This window comes from Aquibium sp. ELW1220, from assembly GCF_030398385.1.
Lineage (GTDB): Bacteria > Pseudomonadota > Alphaproteobacteria > Rhizobiales > Rhizobiaceae > Aquibium.
Genome location: NZ_JAOAOQ010000004.1, coordinates 104970 through 118952, shown reverse-complemented (window position 1 = coordinate 118952; position 13983 = coordinate 104970). Strand labels below are relative to the sequence as shown.

Here is a 13983-nt window from a genome sequence, read left to right as displayed (position 1 = left end):
CCGGACGCGTCGCATCGGCGTCCGGTGCCGGAGGCGACCCCGCCGCGCGTCGCTCAGACGTTGAACTTGAACAGCAGCACGTCGCCGTCCTGGACGACGTATTCCTTGCCTTCGTCGCGCGCCTTGCCCGCTTCCTTGGCCGGGACTTCGCCTCCCAGCGTGACGAAGTCGTCATAGGCGATGGTCTGGGCGCGGATGAAGCCCTTCTCGAAGTCGGTGTGGATGACGCCGGCCGCCTGCGGCGCCTTGGTGCCGCGGTGGATGGTCCAGGCGCGCGTCTCCTTCGGACCGACGGTGAAATAGGTGATCAGGTGCAAAAGGTCGTAGCCGGCGCGGATGAGCTTGTCCAAGCCCGGCTCCTTGAGGCCGAGATCGGCGAGGAATTCCTGCGCCTCCTCGTCGGGAAGCTGCGCCACCTCCGCTTCGATCGCGGCGGAAATGACGACGGTACCGGCGCCCTGCGCGGCGGCCATCTTCTCCACGGCGGCAGTGTGCGCATTGCCCTTGGCGGCGTCGGCCTCCGAGACGTTGCAGACGTAGAGGACGGGATGCGCGGTCAGGAGGTTGAGCGACTGCAGGATCTCGAGCTCGTCTGCTGCCAGCTTGCCCAGAAGAATGCGCACCGGCTTGCCGTCGTTGAGCAGGGCGAGCGCCTGTTCCATGACCGGCAGGATGGTCAGCGCTTCCTTGTCCTTGACGCCGGCGCGCTTGCGGAACTGCACGATGCGGCGCTCGAGGCTGTCGAGGTCGGCCAGCATCAGCTCGGTCTCGACCGTCTCGGCGTCGGCCACGGGGTCGATGCGGCCCTCGACATGGGTGATGTCGTCATCCTCGAAGCAGCGCAGCACGTGCACCACCGCGTCGACCTCGCGGATGTTGGCGAGGAACTGGTTGCCGAGCCCTTCGCCCTTCGAGGCGCCGCGCACCAGGCCGGCGATGTCGACGAAGGAGATGCGGGTCGGGATGATCTCCTTCGACTTGCCGGCAGCGGCGAGCTTCTTCAGCCGCGGATCCGGCACCGCCACCTCGCCGGTGTTCGGCTCGATGGTGCAGAAGGGATAGTTCGCCGCCTGCGCGGCGGCGGTCCGGGTGAGCGCATTGAACAAGGTCGACTTGCCCACGTTGGGAAGCCCAACGATGCCGCATTTGAAGCCCATGGGTATGAACTCTCCTAGGGGCCGAGGATTTCGGCCGGATCGTGGAGGAATGGATTGACGACCGTCAAGCCGCCGATTTGCTGGCCGTCCTGTAAATCCTCGGAGAGGAAATGGCTACACCCGAGTTCCACCGCGGAGCCCAAAAGCAGGCAGTCCCACCAGGAAAACCCGTTGGCGCGCTTGATCGTCCGAGCCGTTTCGACGGCTTTCAGGGTGACGGGACTGGAGCCGAGCGCCGCGAAGTGATCGACGATGCGAAAGACGTCTTCATGCGTATCGAACCAGCGCTTGCGCTCGAGTACGGAGGCAAGCTCGTTCAGGACCTGAAGATTGACGCGCGCGCGCTGGTCCCGAGCAAGCCGATGAAGCCACCGAGCTGCGATGTCCCGCTTTTCGGCGTTCCGGGCATCGTGCACGTACAACAGGACGTTGGTATCGACGAAGACCTCAGCGACGGGCATTGCGCTCGTCCGCCGTCGGCATCCTGCCGTTTTCCGTGACGTCCCATCTGGGGCCGGACAGGATGGCCTCGATCGCGTCCAGTTGCCGGTTGCGTATCTCGCCTGCCGGCGATGCGCGTACGGCGGCCTCGACCACGTCCGAAATGTACCTGGACATGGATTTGCCGGCCTTCGCCGCCTCGACCCTCACTTCCTGGGCCAGTCTGTCATCCATGGAAACGGTAACGTTCTTCACCGCGACCTCACGATATCACGAGATTCCTGTTTTCGTGATATCGTGGTTTCGTGACGAGCGGTCAAGCGAACCAGGGCCTAAGTCGCCACCGTCCACACCAGCGTCGCCGCGCCCAGCGTCGCCAGCAGGCCGAGGATGATCAGCACGCCGTCGCGCGCCACGAGCCCGAGCGCGATGAAGGCGATGGCGCTGCCGGCGATCGAGGCGGAGAAGGGGATGAGTTCCAGAAACGGCACGCAGAGCGCGATCAGGACGCACAGCAGTGCCGGCGCGATGCTGAACGGCCGCGCCGCAAGGAAGCTGAGCCGCTGGCCGGTGATGCGGTCGAGAAACCGGGCCGGCTTGTCCAGCCAGTCGGCCGCCTTGTGGAGCCTGGAGCGGGCAACGCGCCGCTTCGCCAGGAAGCCGGGCAGCCACATCGTGTGTCGTCCCACCGCCAGCTGAATGGCGGCGAGCGCGACGATGGTGGCCCCGGCCGTCGACAGGCCGGGTATGCCGCTCGCGGGCGACACCATGATGAGCGAAGAGACCAGCATCAGCGACGCCAGCGCGTCATTGCCGATCGTCTCGACGAGTTCCCCCACGGAAACGTCGCCATCCCCCTCGGCCGCGCTCTCCACCGTCTCGACGAGGCTCTCCACCTCGCCCGGCTCGGAAGGCTCGTTCATGCAGGCGTTCCCGTGGCTGGTGCGTTCGGGATCGAAACGCGCGGGAGGGCGGGGCGTTGCATGGGGGGAGGTGGGGGTGGGTGGCTGCAATGGGGTGGAATGCGGACTGTCGGCTTCTAGGCGACGAGTTGGGAAAGCGGCCATCCAGGTGACCACCGCACTTCGACGGCAACGCGCCTAAAATCTGGGTACTAAGCGCACCCTAAGCCACTGAAAATCTCAAGGAGCGACGGCCATCCGGATAGGATAGCAGCTGAATGACGGCTACTCTGCTGCGTGGACGGAGCGGTCCTGCCTTGGAGGCAAGCCAAACTTGCGGGCGTATTCCCGCGAGAACTGGGCCGAGCTTTCGTATCCGACCCCGAACGCGATCTCGGAGACCTTCTTGTTCGTGCTGCGCAACGCCTCGCGGGCGCGCAAGAGACGCAGGTCCTTCTGGTATTGCAACGGCGAGGTGCCGGTGACGGCCTTGAAGTGCTCGAAAAAGGCCGAACTGCTCATGCCGGTTCGGTCCGCAAGGTCGCGCACCGCCAGCGGCCGGGCCAAGTCGGACTGGATCTCGCGCGTGGCCTCGAAAATACGACTGGCCGTTGTCTCGTGCCAGAGCAGCTTGTGCAGCGGCTCAGCATGGGCACCGAGGAGAAGCCGCGCGTGGACTTCCCGCGCCGTGATCGGGGCCAGCAGGCGGCGCGCCTCTTCGCTCTCGCATTGCCTGAGATAGCGCAGAAGCGCTTCCTCCATTTCCAGGTCAGTCTGGCAGAGCGAGATCGAGAACGGGTCATGCGGGCTGGCGGCACGGGCGGGCGCCACGTCGGCGACCATCCCGCGCAGAAGGTCGAGGTCGATCGGGACGACGAGGGCAACGTAAGGGCGGTCCGGCGTGGCCTCGGTGATGCGAGAGACGACGGGCAGGGCATGGCTGACAACGAGCGATTGTCCGTCCGCGACGCGCAGGGTTCTCGTGCTCGTGCCGACCTCCTTGGCGCCTTGCAGAACAAGGCACAGAAGCGGGCGGTAGACGGTCGCATCCTGCCCGGACGGAGCCGCGAACCGCAGGAAATGCAGTCCGCTGGGGCCATCCGCAAGCACGCCTTGCGCGGGTCCCTCCCGGTCAAGCAACGACGATACGTGATGCAAAAGGTTGCCGTGTGTCATGCTTTCCTCGTTGGCCCTCCCTTTAGCACAGAGCCCGTGCCTTGTTGTTCGAAACTCGCCGTGCCCGGAGGATCAGGCAAGAAACTCGTAAAATCAGGAAAGAATGAGGGACTCCGTCGCATTAGGCTCGTCTGAGCAACCAAAAGGAAGGCGAACATGGCGAAGATTTTCATCACCGGTATTGCGGGCGGTTTTGGCAAGCCAACGGCACTGGCGCTTCTGGAGCGCGGGCACGCAGTCGTGGGCAGCGTACGCAGCCGTGCGGGGCGCAGCGCCGCTACGGTCGCCGAGTTGGAGGCCGCGGGCGCGAGGATCGTCGAGATGGACGTGACGGACAGCGCCAGCAGTGACGCGGGCGTGGCGCAGGCCATCGCGGTGCTGGACGGTCTGGACGTGCTGTTCAACAATGCCGGGATCGGCTCCTACGGCATTCAGGAACTGATGTCGCCCGAGGACATGAACCGCGTTTTTGACGTCAACGTTATGGGCATCCAGCGAGTAATGCGCGCGGCCTTGCCCCACATGCGCGCGCATGGCCGCGGCACGATCCTTTATACCTCCAGCCTGATCGGCCGGATCGCCACACCGTTTTACGGTACCTATTCGGCCTCGAAATGGGCGCTGGAGGCTATCGTGGAATGCTACCGGACCGAGCTTTCGAGCTTTGGCATCGAATCCTGCATTATCGAACCGGGCGCCATGCCAACGGCCTTCTTCGACGGGATGGTCACGCCCGACGATCCGGGCCGCGAGGCTGGCTATGGCGCGTTCGCACAGGTGCCCGCGATGTCGGCGGCAGGTCTGGCGCAGATGCTGGAGGCGACGCCCGACCAGCGCCCCGAGCGGATCGCTGAAGCCGTGGTTATCCTTCTAGACATGCCCTTCGGGAAAAAGCCGTTCCGCACGGTCGTCGACCACACTGGCGTCGGCCCCCAGATCGAACGCTACAACGACGTGCTGCACGACGTGACCCGCACAGTCATGACCAAATTCGGCATTGCGCAGATGCTCGACCTGAACGCCTGAGGAGACAATCATGAGCACTATCCTGATCACGGGCGCTTCGTCCGGCATCGGCAAGGCCACGGCCCTGCGGTTCCAGTCCGAGGGCTGGAATGTCATCGCCACCATGCGCGACCCGTCCGCCGGCGCGGACCTGGCCAGGCTTGACAACGTGATGGTGACACGGCTCGACGTGACCGACGCGGGGTCCATCGCGGAGGCGGTGGCCGAGGGGATCGCGCGATTCCGTCGGATCGACGTGCTGCTGAACAACGCCGGCTACGGGGCATATGGCCCGCTCGAGGCCTTCTCGACCGATCGCATCCGGCGCCAGTTCGACACCAACGTGATCGGGCTGCTGGAGGTGACGAAGGCCGTGCTGCCTCACATGCGGGCGAACCGCTCGGGCACCATCGTTAATATCTCGTCCATTGGCGGGCAGATTTCCTTCCCGCTCGGCACGCTCTACCACGGCACCAAGTTCGCCGTCGAAGGGATGTCGGAGGCGCTGCACTATGAACTCGAGCCGCTCGGCATCCGCGTGCGCATCGTCGAGCCGGGGATGATCAAGACAGATTTCGGCGGCCGTTCCTTCGACTTTGCGATGGATGAAACGCTCTCCGACTATGCCCCGACCGCCGCGGCCATGGGGCGGCTGTTTGGCAAGCTGGCCGCGAGCCCGTCCTCCCCCAACGTTGTGGCCGAGGTGATCTGGCAGAGCGCCAACGAGACCGGAAACCGCCTCCGCTTCCGCGCGGGCCAGGACGCCCATGCGCTTCTCGGCGACCGAAAGGCTAAGGACGACGCGAGTTTCATCGGCGGGATCAAGGACCTGATGGGGAGCTGACGTCAGCCTGCAGGGCCATCACACATTGGAGCTGCCGAGTCGGTAATGTCAGCGCCCGGCTTGAACGGCCCGCATTTCACTTCGAGCTGGTCATAGGCCAGTTCGATCCCGGCTGCGAAAGGTAGCGCCGGGGCGGTCGCCCGCGTTCCGAGTTGGGCGCGAGCTGCCTCGAAAAATGAACCATTCATGGGCGGCCTAAGTACGGCAGGTTACCGAAGACCATCACTCGAAACCCGCCATTCCGCAGTCGGTTCCGTTCGAGCCGAGATCCGACTTCCCTTCGAATGGCTGTTTTCGGGCTGCTGCCAAACCATGCCTACTGACTGCAAGGGGTCGAAACCAGACGCCGAGCCACACTCCCCAGCCCGCCTACTCCCCCTTGCCGAACAGCTTCTTCAGCATCGCCGCCATCGGGCCGCTCTCGGGCAGCTTGACCGGCTGTTGCGGGGGGCGGGCCTGGCGGATGTGGCTCTTGCCCTTCGGCGGGGCCGGCGCTTCTTCTTCCGCGCCGTCGCGGCGCGACTTCCCGTCGCCGGGGACGGCGAGGGCGGCCTTGTTCATGAAGGAGTTGTCGTCGCCCCTGGCCAGCATGTCGGCGTTGTCGGCGATGGCGTCGAGCAGCGGATCGAGCCAGATCGAGTCGATCTTGGCGAAGTCGCCGAGCACCCAGTTGTGCACCAGTGCCTTGTCGCCCGGATGGCCGATGCCGATGCGGACGCGGCGATAGTCCTTGCCGACATGGCTGTCGAGCGAGCGGATGCCGTTGTGGCCGCCGGCGCCGCCGCCGGTCTTGATGCGGATCTTCCCGGGAGCGAGGTCGAGTTCGTCATAGAGGACGACGATGTCGGACGGCGCGAGCTTGTAGAAGCGCATCGCCTCGCCGACGGATTCTCCGGACGCGTTCATGAAGGTCTGCGGCTTGATCAGCAGCACCTTCTCGCCGCCCAGCATGCCTTCGGCGATCTCGGCGCGGAACTTCTTCGCCCAAGGCGAGAAGGAATGGCGGCGGGCGATCGCGTCCACCGCCATGAAACCGACATTGTGCCGGTTTCGGGCGTATCTGGAGCCGGGATTGCCGAGACCTGCGATGATGTGCACGGGTCAGCCCTCCCGACGACAGGATTACTCTTCGCCTTCGGAAGCCTCTTCCTCGGCGCCTTCCGAGCGCAGGCCGGCCGGCGCGGCGATCGTGGCGATCGTGAAATCGCGATCGGCGATGGTCGGCTTGACGCCTTCCGGCAGCTTCACGGAGGAGATGTGGATGGAGTCGCCGAGATCCGTGCCTTCGAGGTCCACCGTGATGAATTCGGGGATCGCGTTGGCCGGGCAGACGAATTCGACCTCGTGACGGACGATGTTGAGCACGCCGCCGCGCTTGAGGCCGGGGCTCTTCTCCTCGTTGACGAAGTGAACCGGCACTTCGACGGTGACGACGGAGTCGCGGTCGATGCGCAGGAAGTCGACGTGCATCGGGAAGTCCTTGACCGGATCCAGCTGGAAGTCCTTCGGCAGGACCTGGATCTTCTCGCCGTTCACGTCGATGGTCGCGACGGTGGTCAGGAAACCGCCGCCGTGGATCTTCATGTAGACGTCCTTGTAGGACAGGGCGATGGCGACGGGGGGCTGCTTGCCGCCGTAGATCACGGCGGGAACCTTACCGTTGCGGCGAACATCCCGGGCGGACCCCTTACCGACCCGTTCGCGCGCCTCGGCCTTCAGCTCGTAAGCCTGCTGGCTCATGGCATTTCCTTTCGGTGTTGCTGGAGCGCCTGGGGTCGGCACGGCCGACCTCAAACGTCGAAAGCCGCCTGACGGGGCGGCCCTCAGCCGCGTTGCCTCCAAGGGTGTCTACGCGGGTGGCGGTGCTATAGCCGAAGGGCCGCGGCAGCGCAAGTTGGGCATCCGGCGCGTCCGGTGGAACCTCCGGCGCCGCTGCGCGTCTGCCACGCGGCGCGGGGGTACTCCGCAGCCGACGGCTCGGCTAGACTGTGTCGTCACGTTCCCTCTCGCCAACCCGCCATGGAGGCCAGGCTCTTGAAGCCGATCGGACGCACCATCGTCATCGGGCTGCTCACGGCCGCGCCGCTCGTCATCACCTATGTGATCGTGCGCTTCCTCTTCCAGTTGCTGTCGAGCGTCGGCGAACCCTGGATCCGTGGCGTCGCACGCGGGTTGCGGGCCACGAATCCCGGCATCGCCGATCTCCTGCTGAACGACACGCTGCAGTCGATCGCCGCCGTTCTGGTGGTGCTGGTCTTCCTCTACGTGCTGGGCTGGGCGGCGGGCCGTGTCATCGGACAGCGCCTCATCTCTCTGTTCGAGAAGGCTGTCGGTGCGATACCCTTCGTGGAGACCATCTACCGCGCCACCAAGCGCTTCCTGGCCATCAGCGGGCCGGCCGGGGAGGGCAGCCAGCGCGTGGTCCTGATCGATTTCCCGTCCCGCGACATGAAGGCGATCGGCATCGTCACCCGTACGCTGCGCGATGCCACGACCGGCGACGAGCTTGTGGCCGTCTATGTGCCGACTGCGCCCAATCCGACCAACGGCTACATCGAGATCGTACCGATCGACAAGGTAACCTTCACCGACTGGACCTTCGACCAGGCGATGGCCTTCGTCGTCACCGGCGGTTCGAATGCGCCCGACGAGGTGCACTATTCGCAGTCTGCCGAGACACCGCGGACCGCCGCGACACCGGACGCGGATGCCGCCGCGGGTGGAGATCTCCGCTTGGAGGATGCCGCGCCGACCGGGGACAAGAGCTAGAGATTCCAGGCTCGCTGGGACTTCTCCCATTCGCGCCAGTATCGTCTTTCGACGCTCAGGACGTCCTGCTCGGTCAACCCGATGTCGGCGAGCAGGCGCGCGTCCAGTTTCACGGGCACGGCTGCCACCGGCTTTGCCCGCGCCGGGAGCATGCGCAAAAGGACCGTCCAGAACCGTCTCGCCGCAGTCGGAACCGTGGGCATCACCGTCAGCAGCGACATGACCGCCTCCTTCCATCCTGCCTTCTGGCCGCACGGTGGCAGCCGATTTGACATCGCGCAAACGAATTGAAAGAATGCCTGTCATCAGCATTCTGAATGACGGGGAGGCGCAGTATGAACCTGGATAGTGATCTTCTGCGCACCTTCGTGGCCGTGGCGGAGACCGGTAACTTCACCCGGGCGGGGGAACGGGTCGGGCGCACCCAGTCGGCCGTCAGCATGCAGGTCAAGCGGCTCGAGGACGCCGTGGGCGACGTGCTGTTCGAACGCGGTTCGCGCGGCGTCGTCTTGACCCGCCGCGGTAGCCTGCTCCTGCCCAACGCCCGGCGCATCGTGGCGTTGATGCAGGAGACGGTGGCCGCCTTCCGCGCGCCGCCGCTCAGCGGGCTCGTGCGTATCGGCATCCCGGAGGAATACGGGCAGTCGATCCTGTCGCGTGCTCTTGGCGCCTTTTCCAAACGCCATCCCGACGTCGACCTCACCGTCAATTACGGATGCTCGGCCGTCCATCTCGGCAAGGTGCGGGCGGGGGAACTCGACCTCGCCGTCATCTTCGAATGGCAGGATTTCTCGGAAGGCGAGATCCTGATGACCGATCCGACGGTCTGGGTGACCTCGACCGTGCATCGCATGCATGAGGAGACGCCGGTGCCGATCGCGCTCTACGGGAGTTCCGGCTGGTGCCGGGAGTTCGCCCTGCGCTCCCCGGAACAGCGCGGCGTCGACTATCGCATCGCCTATTCGAGCGACACCAGTGGCGGGCTGAAGCTTGCCGTCCTGTCGGGGCTCGCCATCGCGCCGATCTCGCGCAGCAACATCCCGGAAGGCTGCCGCGAACTCGGACCCGCCGACGGCTTCGGCGACATCGACGCCTCGCATGTCGTCCTGCACCGCCATCCGGGCGCAACCGGCGGCGCGGTGGGCGGCATGGCCGACGCGATCCGCGAGGCCTTCGGGACTTTGTCCGCCACCTCCATGGTCGCGTGACGGCAAGGCCGCCCTTGACGGGCCCTCATGTCTGCCTTCCCTATCCGAAGGCACGGATGGAGGAGACGAACATGCAGCATTTCACCAGCGGCCAGCGGCCCAGCAAGCGGGCGTCGTCGGAGTGGTTCACCGGTACCGTCTGGCAGGATCCGATCGTCGAGGCGGACGAGCCGTCGCGGGTGCGGGCGGTGACCGTTCATTTCGCACCCGGTGCGCGCACCAACTGGCACACGCACCCTCTCGGCCAGACGCTGCACGTCGTCTCGGGATACGGCCTGGCGCAGAAGCTCGGCGAGCCGGTGATCGAGCTCAGGCCCGGCGACACGCTGTGGATCGCGCCGGGCGAAAAGCACTGGCATGGCGCAGGTCCCGAGACCGCCATGAGCCACATCGCCATCCACGAGGCGCTCGACGGCAAGCACATCGACTGGATGGAGCCGGTGACCGACGAGCAGTATCCGGGCAGGTAGGCGCAGGCGCGCCGCGCCCTCAGCGGCCGGGGCGCAGTTCCTTCATCGACGGCAGGAACACCGTCAGCAGGCCGAGGAACGGCAGCAGCGAGCAGAGCCAGTAGACGAACTCGATGCCCTTCGCGTCGGCGAGAACGCCGAGAACGGCTGCGGCGATGCCGCCGATGCCGAAGGCCATGCCGAAGAAGATGCCGGCGATCATGCCGACCCGTCCCGGCACGAGTTCCTGCGCGAAGACCACGATCGCCGGGAAGGCCGAAGCGAGGATGACGCCGATCAGGATGGTCAGGACACCGCTCCAGAACAGGTCCGCATAGGGCAGGGCGAGGGTGAAGGGCAGGACGCCCAGGATCGAGAACCAGATCACCGTCTTCGAACCGAAGCGGTCGCCGAACGGCCCGCCGAGCACGGTGCCCAGCGCCATCGCGCCGAGGAACAGGAACAGCATCATCTGCGACTGCTGCACCGAGACGTCGAAGCGCTCGATCAGGAAGAAGGTGTAGTAGCTGGTGATCGAGGCCGTGTAGGTGTTCTTGCTGAACATCAAAAGCGCCAGCACCACGATCGACATCACCACGCGGTTGCGCGAGATCGGCAGGGTCCGGCTGGCGGCCGGGCGTCCGGCATTCGCGGCGTTGTAGCGTCCGTACCAGTTGCCGACCTGCCGCAGGATGACCATGCCCAGCAGCGCCACCAGCGAGAACCAGGCGACGCTGGCCTGGCCGCGCGGCACCACGATGAAGGCGGCGAGGAGCGGGCCGATCGCGGTGCCGAAATTGCCGCCCACCTGGAACAGCGACTGCGCCAGCCCGTAGCGGCCGCCCGAAGCGAGCCGCGCCACGCGCGACGCCTCGGGGTGGAAGATCGCCGAGCCGATGCCGATCATCGCCGCCCCGGCCAGAAGCAGCGGATAGGTCGTCGCATAGGCGAGCAGCAGCAGGCCGGCCATGGTGGAGGCCATGGCGAAGGGGAGCGACTGCGGCATCGGCCGCTTGTCGGTGTAGAAACCGATGGCCGGCTGCAGCAGCGAGGCGGTGACCTGGAAGGTGAAGGTGAGAAGCCCGATCTGCCAGAAATCGAGGGCATAGTCGGTCTTCAGCATCGGATAGATCGCCGCCAGCAGCGACTGCATCACGTCGTTCAGCAGGTGGCAGAGGCTCACCGCGAAGATGACGGGGAAGACGGTGGCGGAAGCGGTGCGGCGGACGGCGCCGATGGTCGTGTCGGTCAAGATGCTGATCCCGGATGTGCAGACCGCGTCTACGCCTCTTGCCGCCGTTCGTCCTTCGTGGTTCGTTCGATTTCATTCGCAAGTGGGCCAGCATCGGGAGGACACGCTTGCCTTCGACACGCATTGCGGCGACCGCGGCCGGAGACGACGAGCATCGCCGGCGGCTGGACTGGATCGAGGCGGCGGCGGGCGACGTGGTGGCCGCGGCGGGCGACTATCCGGACGGCCACCGCGTCGCGCCGCACCAACACCGCCGTTCGCAGTTGCTGCACGCCCTGTCGGGCGTGGTTCTGGTCTCGACGGCACAGGGGCGGTGGATCGTGCCGCCCGGCCACGCGATGTGGATCCCGGCCGGGATCACGCATGCGGTCGAGATGCTGGGCGAAGTTCGGATGCGCTCCGCCTATGTCGTGCCCGGCGCAGCACCCGGGTTGCCGTCAGTGCTGCGCGTGCTGGCGATGAGCGGGCTGATGCGCAGCCTCGTGGTCGAAGCTGTCGACCTGAGCGCGAAGGACGCCGACGACGAGCGCGCGCGGGCAATCATGCGCCTCATCCTGCTCGAGATCCCCCGGCTGCCGGTCAGGCCGTTCGCGTTGCCCCTGCCATCCGACGAACGCCTGGCGCGACTCTGCCGCGGCTTCCTCGATGCGCCGACGCCGCACGTCACGATCGACGAATGGGCGGATCGGGCGGGCATGAGCCGGCGCGGCTTTACCCGCGCCTTCCAGCGAGAAACGGGCCTCAGCCTGTCGCTGTGGCGTCGCCAGGCGACGCTGCTTGCCGCCCTGCCGCGGCTCGCCTCCGGCATCGCGGTGACGACGGTCGCCCTCGACCTCGGCTACGACAGCGCGCCGGCCTTCACGACGATGTTCCGCCAGATGCTCGGCGTCTCGCCGCGCGGCTATATCGCGGCCCGGGAGCGGGAGCCGTCGGCAGGGGACTGACCGGCCTGTCGCCGCGAGGGATCGAATGTCCTTCACGCCCGGCCGGTTGATCGCGGCGCAGCGTCGCTGTAGCGTCGGAGTGCGGGGGCATGGGTGGACTCCCCGCCAGAGGCTTCGGCTCAAGTCCGCCTTCGCTCGTCTGTTGCGGAGGCCCGTCATGCCGAAATCCATCACTTGCGCCGATCTCTCGAATGCTTGCGACGCACCATTGCTGATCGACGTGAGAAAGGGGCCGGCCCGTGCGGCGTCCGGCCTGACCATTCCGGATTCGCTGCGCGGCGAACCCGAGCGCGTAGCCGAATGGGCTCGCGCCCTCGTTGGTCGCACCGTTGTCGTCTTCTGCGTCCATGGACACGAGGTCAGCCGGGACGTCGCGAACCGGCTGGCCGGGTTGGGCGTCGATTGCCGCTATCTCGACGGCGGCTTCGCAGCCTGGCAGGCCCGAGGCAATCCCGTCGAGGCGATCGGAGCGGACGTATGAGCCTGGCCCCTGCTACGTCGGCCGCCGATTCTGCCGGGAGGCTGGTCCCGTTCGGCGAGGTCGTCGCCGTCTTCGCCCGCATCGGGCTCCTGTCCTTCGGCGGCCCGGCAGGCCAGATCGCGCTCATGCACCGCATCCTCGTCGAGGAAAGGAAGTGGCTGGACGAGGCGCGCTTCCTGCATGCGCTGAACTACTGCATGCTGCTGCCTGGCCCCGAAGCGATGCAACTCGCCACCTATGCGGGATGGCTGCTGCACGGCGTGCGCGGCGGGCTGGTCGCGGGCCTGCTCTTCGTCCTGCCCGGGGCCGTGCTGATCACCGCGCTCACCATCGCCTACATGCTGGCAGGCGAACTGGCGCTCGTGCAGGGCCTGCTCTTCGGTCTCAAGGCAGCCGTGCTGGCCGTCGTGCTGGAGGCGCTGGTCAAGGTGTCGAAACGGGCGCTGAAGAGCCGGACAATGATCGTGCTGGCGGTGGCGGCCTTCGTGGCCATCGCTTTCCTCGACGTGCCGTTCCCGGTGATCATCCTGGCGGCCGGGGCCATCGGCGCCGCGCTCCACGCCGCTGGACGGTCGTCAGATGGTTCCGCCACGGCCGAAGCCCCGGTCGTCGAGCCGGCGGGGCCGGAGTGGACGCGGCCGAGCCTCCGGCGATTCCTGTCGACCAGCCTCACCTGGCTGGCGCTCTGGTTCGTGCCGCTCGCGGCACTGCAGGTGACACTGGGAGCGGATCACGTGCTCTCGGTCGAAGCCGGCTTCTTCTCCACCATGGCCGCGGTCACCTTCGGCGGCGCCTATGCCGTGCTGGCCTATGTGGCGCAGCAGGCGGTCGAGGTTCACCAGTGGCTGCGGCCCGACGAGATGCTGACCGGCCTTGGACTGGCGGAAACCACGCCCGGGCCGCTGATTCTGGTGCTTCTCTTCGTCGGCGCGCTCGGCGGCGCACGGCTGTCGGGGCTGGATCCGATCGTCGGTGGCCTGGCAGGCGCGCTGGTGACGCTGTGGTTCACCTTCGTGCCCTGCTTCCTCTGGATCTTCGCCGGCGCGCCTTATGTCGAGACGGTGCGCAATGTTCGCTGGCTGGCGGCCGCGCTCTCTGCGGTGACGGCCGCCGTGGTGGGCGTGATCGCCAATCTCGCCGTATGGTTCGCGCTGCACGTCCTGTTCGGAGAAGTCGGCGAGGTGGCGTTCGGGCCGCTGTCGCTTCCGTCGCCCTCGCCATTGAGTTTCGATCCGGCGGCAGCCGCCATCGCGGTCGCGGCCGGCGTGGCCTTGCTGCGATATCACGTCAACCTGATCGCGGTGCTTTTCGTCTGCGCGGCGGCCGGCGCTGCGCTGGCCCTGACCTGACGGTCG

General features: G+C 66.5%; 17 protein-coding genes. 8 read left to right on the top strand and 9 right to left on the bottom strand.

Going from position 1 to position 13983, the window contains the following annotated elements; genetic code table 11:
* Positions 1–53: 53 nt before the first annotated feature.
* The 5 genes from ychF to N1F91_RS05230 form a co-directional block, all read right to left on the bottom strand.
* Positions 54–1157, bottom strand: coding sequence for a redox-regulated ATPase YchF (ychF, locus tag N1F91_RS05250; protein WP_289990691.1), 1104 nt, complete (start codon positions 1155–1157; stop codon positions 54–56).
* A 14-nt stretch (positions 1158–1171) separates the two neighbouring features.
* Positions 1172–1618, bottom strand: coding sequence for a PIN domain-containing protein (locus N1F91_RS05245; protein WP_289990690.1), 447 nt, complete (start codon positions 1616–1618; stop codon positions 1172–1174).
* Positions 1605–1832, bottom strand: a complete 228-nt coding sequence (locus N1F91_RS05240; protein ID WP_289990689.1) for a hypothetical protein — start codon at positions 1830–1832, stop codon at positions 1605–1607. The genes N1F91_RS05245 and N1F91_RS05240 overlap by 14 nt, the downstream gene beginning before the upstream one ends.
* Before the next feature lie 98 nt (positions 1833–1930).
* Positions 1931–2521: an exopolysaccharide biosynthesis protein gene (locus N1F91_RS05235; RefSeq protein WP_289990688.1), complete on the bottom strand. Its 591-nt coding sequence runs from the start codon at positions 2519–2521 to the stop codon at positions 1931–1933.
* Positions 2522–2785: 264 nt separating this feature from the next.
* Positions 2786–3676, bottom strand: a complete 891-nt coding sequence (locus N1F91_RS05230) for an AraC family transcriptional regulator (RefSeq protein WP_289990687.1) — start codon at positions 3674–3676, stop codon at positions 2786–2788.
* Positions 3677–3832: 156 nt separating this feature from the next.
* Between N1F91_RS05230 and N1F91_RS05225 the strand changes: the two genes are divergently transcribed.
* Both N1F91_RS05225 and N1F91_RS05220 read left to right on the top strand, forming a co-directional pair.
* Positions 3833–4702, top strand: coding sequence for an SDR family oxidoreductase (locus tag N1F91_RS05225; RefSeq protein ID WP_289990686.1), 870 nt, complete (start codon positions 3833–3835; stop codon positions 4700–4702).
* 10 nt (positions 4703–4712) lie between these two features.
* Positions 4713–5525 (top strand): SDR family oxidoreductase, encoded by an 813-nt coding sequence (locus tag N1F91_RS05220; RefSeq protein ID WP_289990685.1) that lies wholly within the window; start codon positions 4713–4715, stop codon positions 5523–5525.
* Positions 5526–5894: 369 nt separating this feature from the next.
* On the opposite strand, the gene pth is transcribed toward N1F91_RS05220, so the two are convergent.
* Together pth and N1F91_RS05210 are read right to left on the bottom strand one after the other, a co-directional pair.
* The gene (gene pth, locus N1F91_RS05215) at positions 5895–6623 is read right to left on the bottom strand and encodes an aminoacyl-tRNA hydrolase (RefSeq protein WP_289990684.1); all 729 of its coding nucleotides are present in this window, start codon (positions 6621–6623) and stop codon (positions 5895–5897) included.
* Between the two features lie 24 nt (positions 6624–6647).
* On the bottom strand, positions 6648–7265 hold the full coding sequence (locus N1F91_RS05210; protein ID WP_289990683.1) for a 50S ribosomal protein L25/general stress protein Ctc: 618 nt from the start codon (positions 7263–7265) through the stop codon (positions 6648–6650).
* A gap of 294 nt (positions 7266–7559) precedes the next feature.
* Between N1F91_RS05210 and N1F91_RS05205 the strand changes: the two genes are divergently transcribed.
* Positions 7560–8294 (top strand): DUF502 domain-containing protein, encoded by a 735-nt coding sequence (locus N1F91_RS05205; protein WP_289990682.1) that lies wholly within the window; start codon positions 7560–7562, stop codon positions 8292–8294.
* On the opposite strand, the gene N1F91_RS05200 is transcribed toward N1F91_RS05205, so the two are convergent.
* Positions 8291–8515, bottom strand: coding sequence for a hypothetical protein (locus N1F91_RS05200; protein ID WP_289990681.1), 225 nt, complete (start codon positions 8513–8515; stop codon positions 8291–8293). The genes N1F91_RS05205 and N1F91_RS05200 overlap by 4 nt on opposite strands.
* Before the next feature lie 114 nt (positions 8516–8629).
* Between N1F91_RS05200 and N1F91_RS05195 the strand changes: the two genes are divergently transcribed.
* Together N1F91_RS05195 and N1F91_RS05190 are read left to right on the top strand one after the other, a co-directional pair.
* Positions 8630–9502: a LysR family transcriptional regulator gene (locus N1F91_RS05195; protein WP_289990680.1), complete on the top strand. Its 873-nt coding sequence runs from the start codon at positions 8630–8632 to the stop codon at positions 9500–9502.
* Between the two features lie 71 nt (positions 9503–9573).
* Positions 9574–9972 (top strand): cupin domain-containing protein, encoded by a 399-nt coding sequence (locus N1F91_RS05190; RefSeq protein WP_289990679.1) that lies wholly within the window; start codon positions 9574–9576, stop codon positions 9970–9972.
* A 19-nt stretch (positions 9973–9991) separates the two neighbouring features.
* On the opposite strand, the gene N1F91_RS05185 is transcribed toward N1F91_RS05190, so the two are convergent.
* On the bottom strand, positions 9992–11203 hold the full coding sequence (locus tag N1F91_RS05185; RefSeq protein WP_289990678.1) for an MFS transporter: 1212 nt from the start codon (positions 11201–11203) through the stop codon (positions 9992–9994).
* Positions 11204–11310: 107 nt separating this feature from the next.
* Here N1F91_RS05185 and N1F91_RS05180 point away from each other — a divergent pair, with 107 nt between their 5' ends.
* The 3 genes from N1F91_RS05180 to chrA all read left to right on the top strand — a co-directional run bounded on the left by N1F91_RS05180 (position 11311) and on the right by chrA (position 13977).
* Positions 11311–12147, top strand: coding sequence for a helix-turn-helix transcriptional regulator (locus tag N1F91_RS05180; protein WP_289990677.1), 837 nt, complete (start codon positions 11311–11313; stop codon positions 12145–12147).
* 157 nt (positions 12148–12304) lie between these two features.
* Positions 12305–12628, top strand: a complete 324-nt coding sequence (locus tag N1F91_RS05175) for a rhodanese-like domain-containing protein (RefSeq protein ID WP_289990676.1) — start codon at positions 12305–12307, stop codon at positions 12626–12628.
* Positions 12625–13977, top strand: a complete 1353-nt coding sequence (gene chrA, locus N1F91_RS05170; protein ID WP_289990675.1) for a chromate efflux transporter — start codon at positions 12625–12627, stop codon at positions 13975–13977. The genes N1F91_RS05175 and chrA overlap by 4 nt, the downstream gene beginning before the upstream one ends.
* Positions 13978–13983 lie beyond the last annotated feature (6 nt).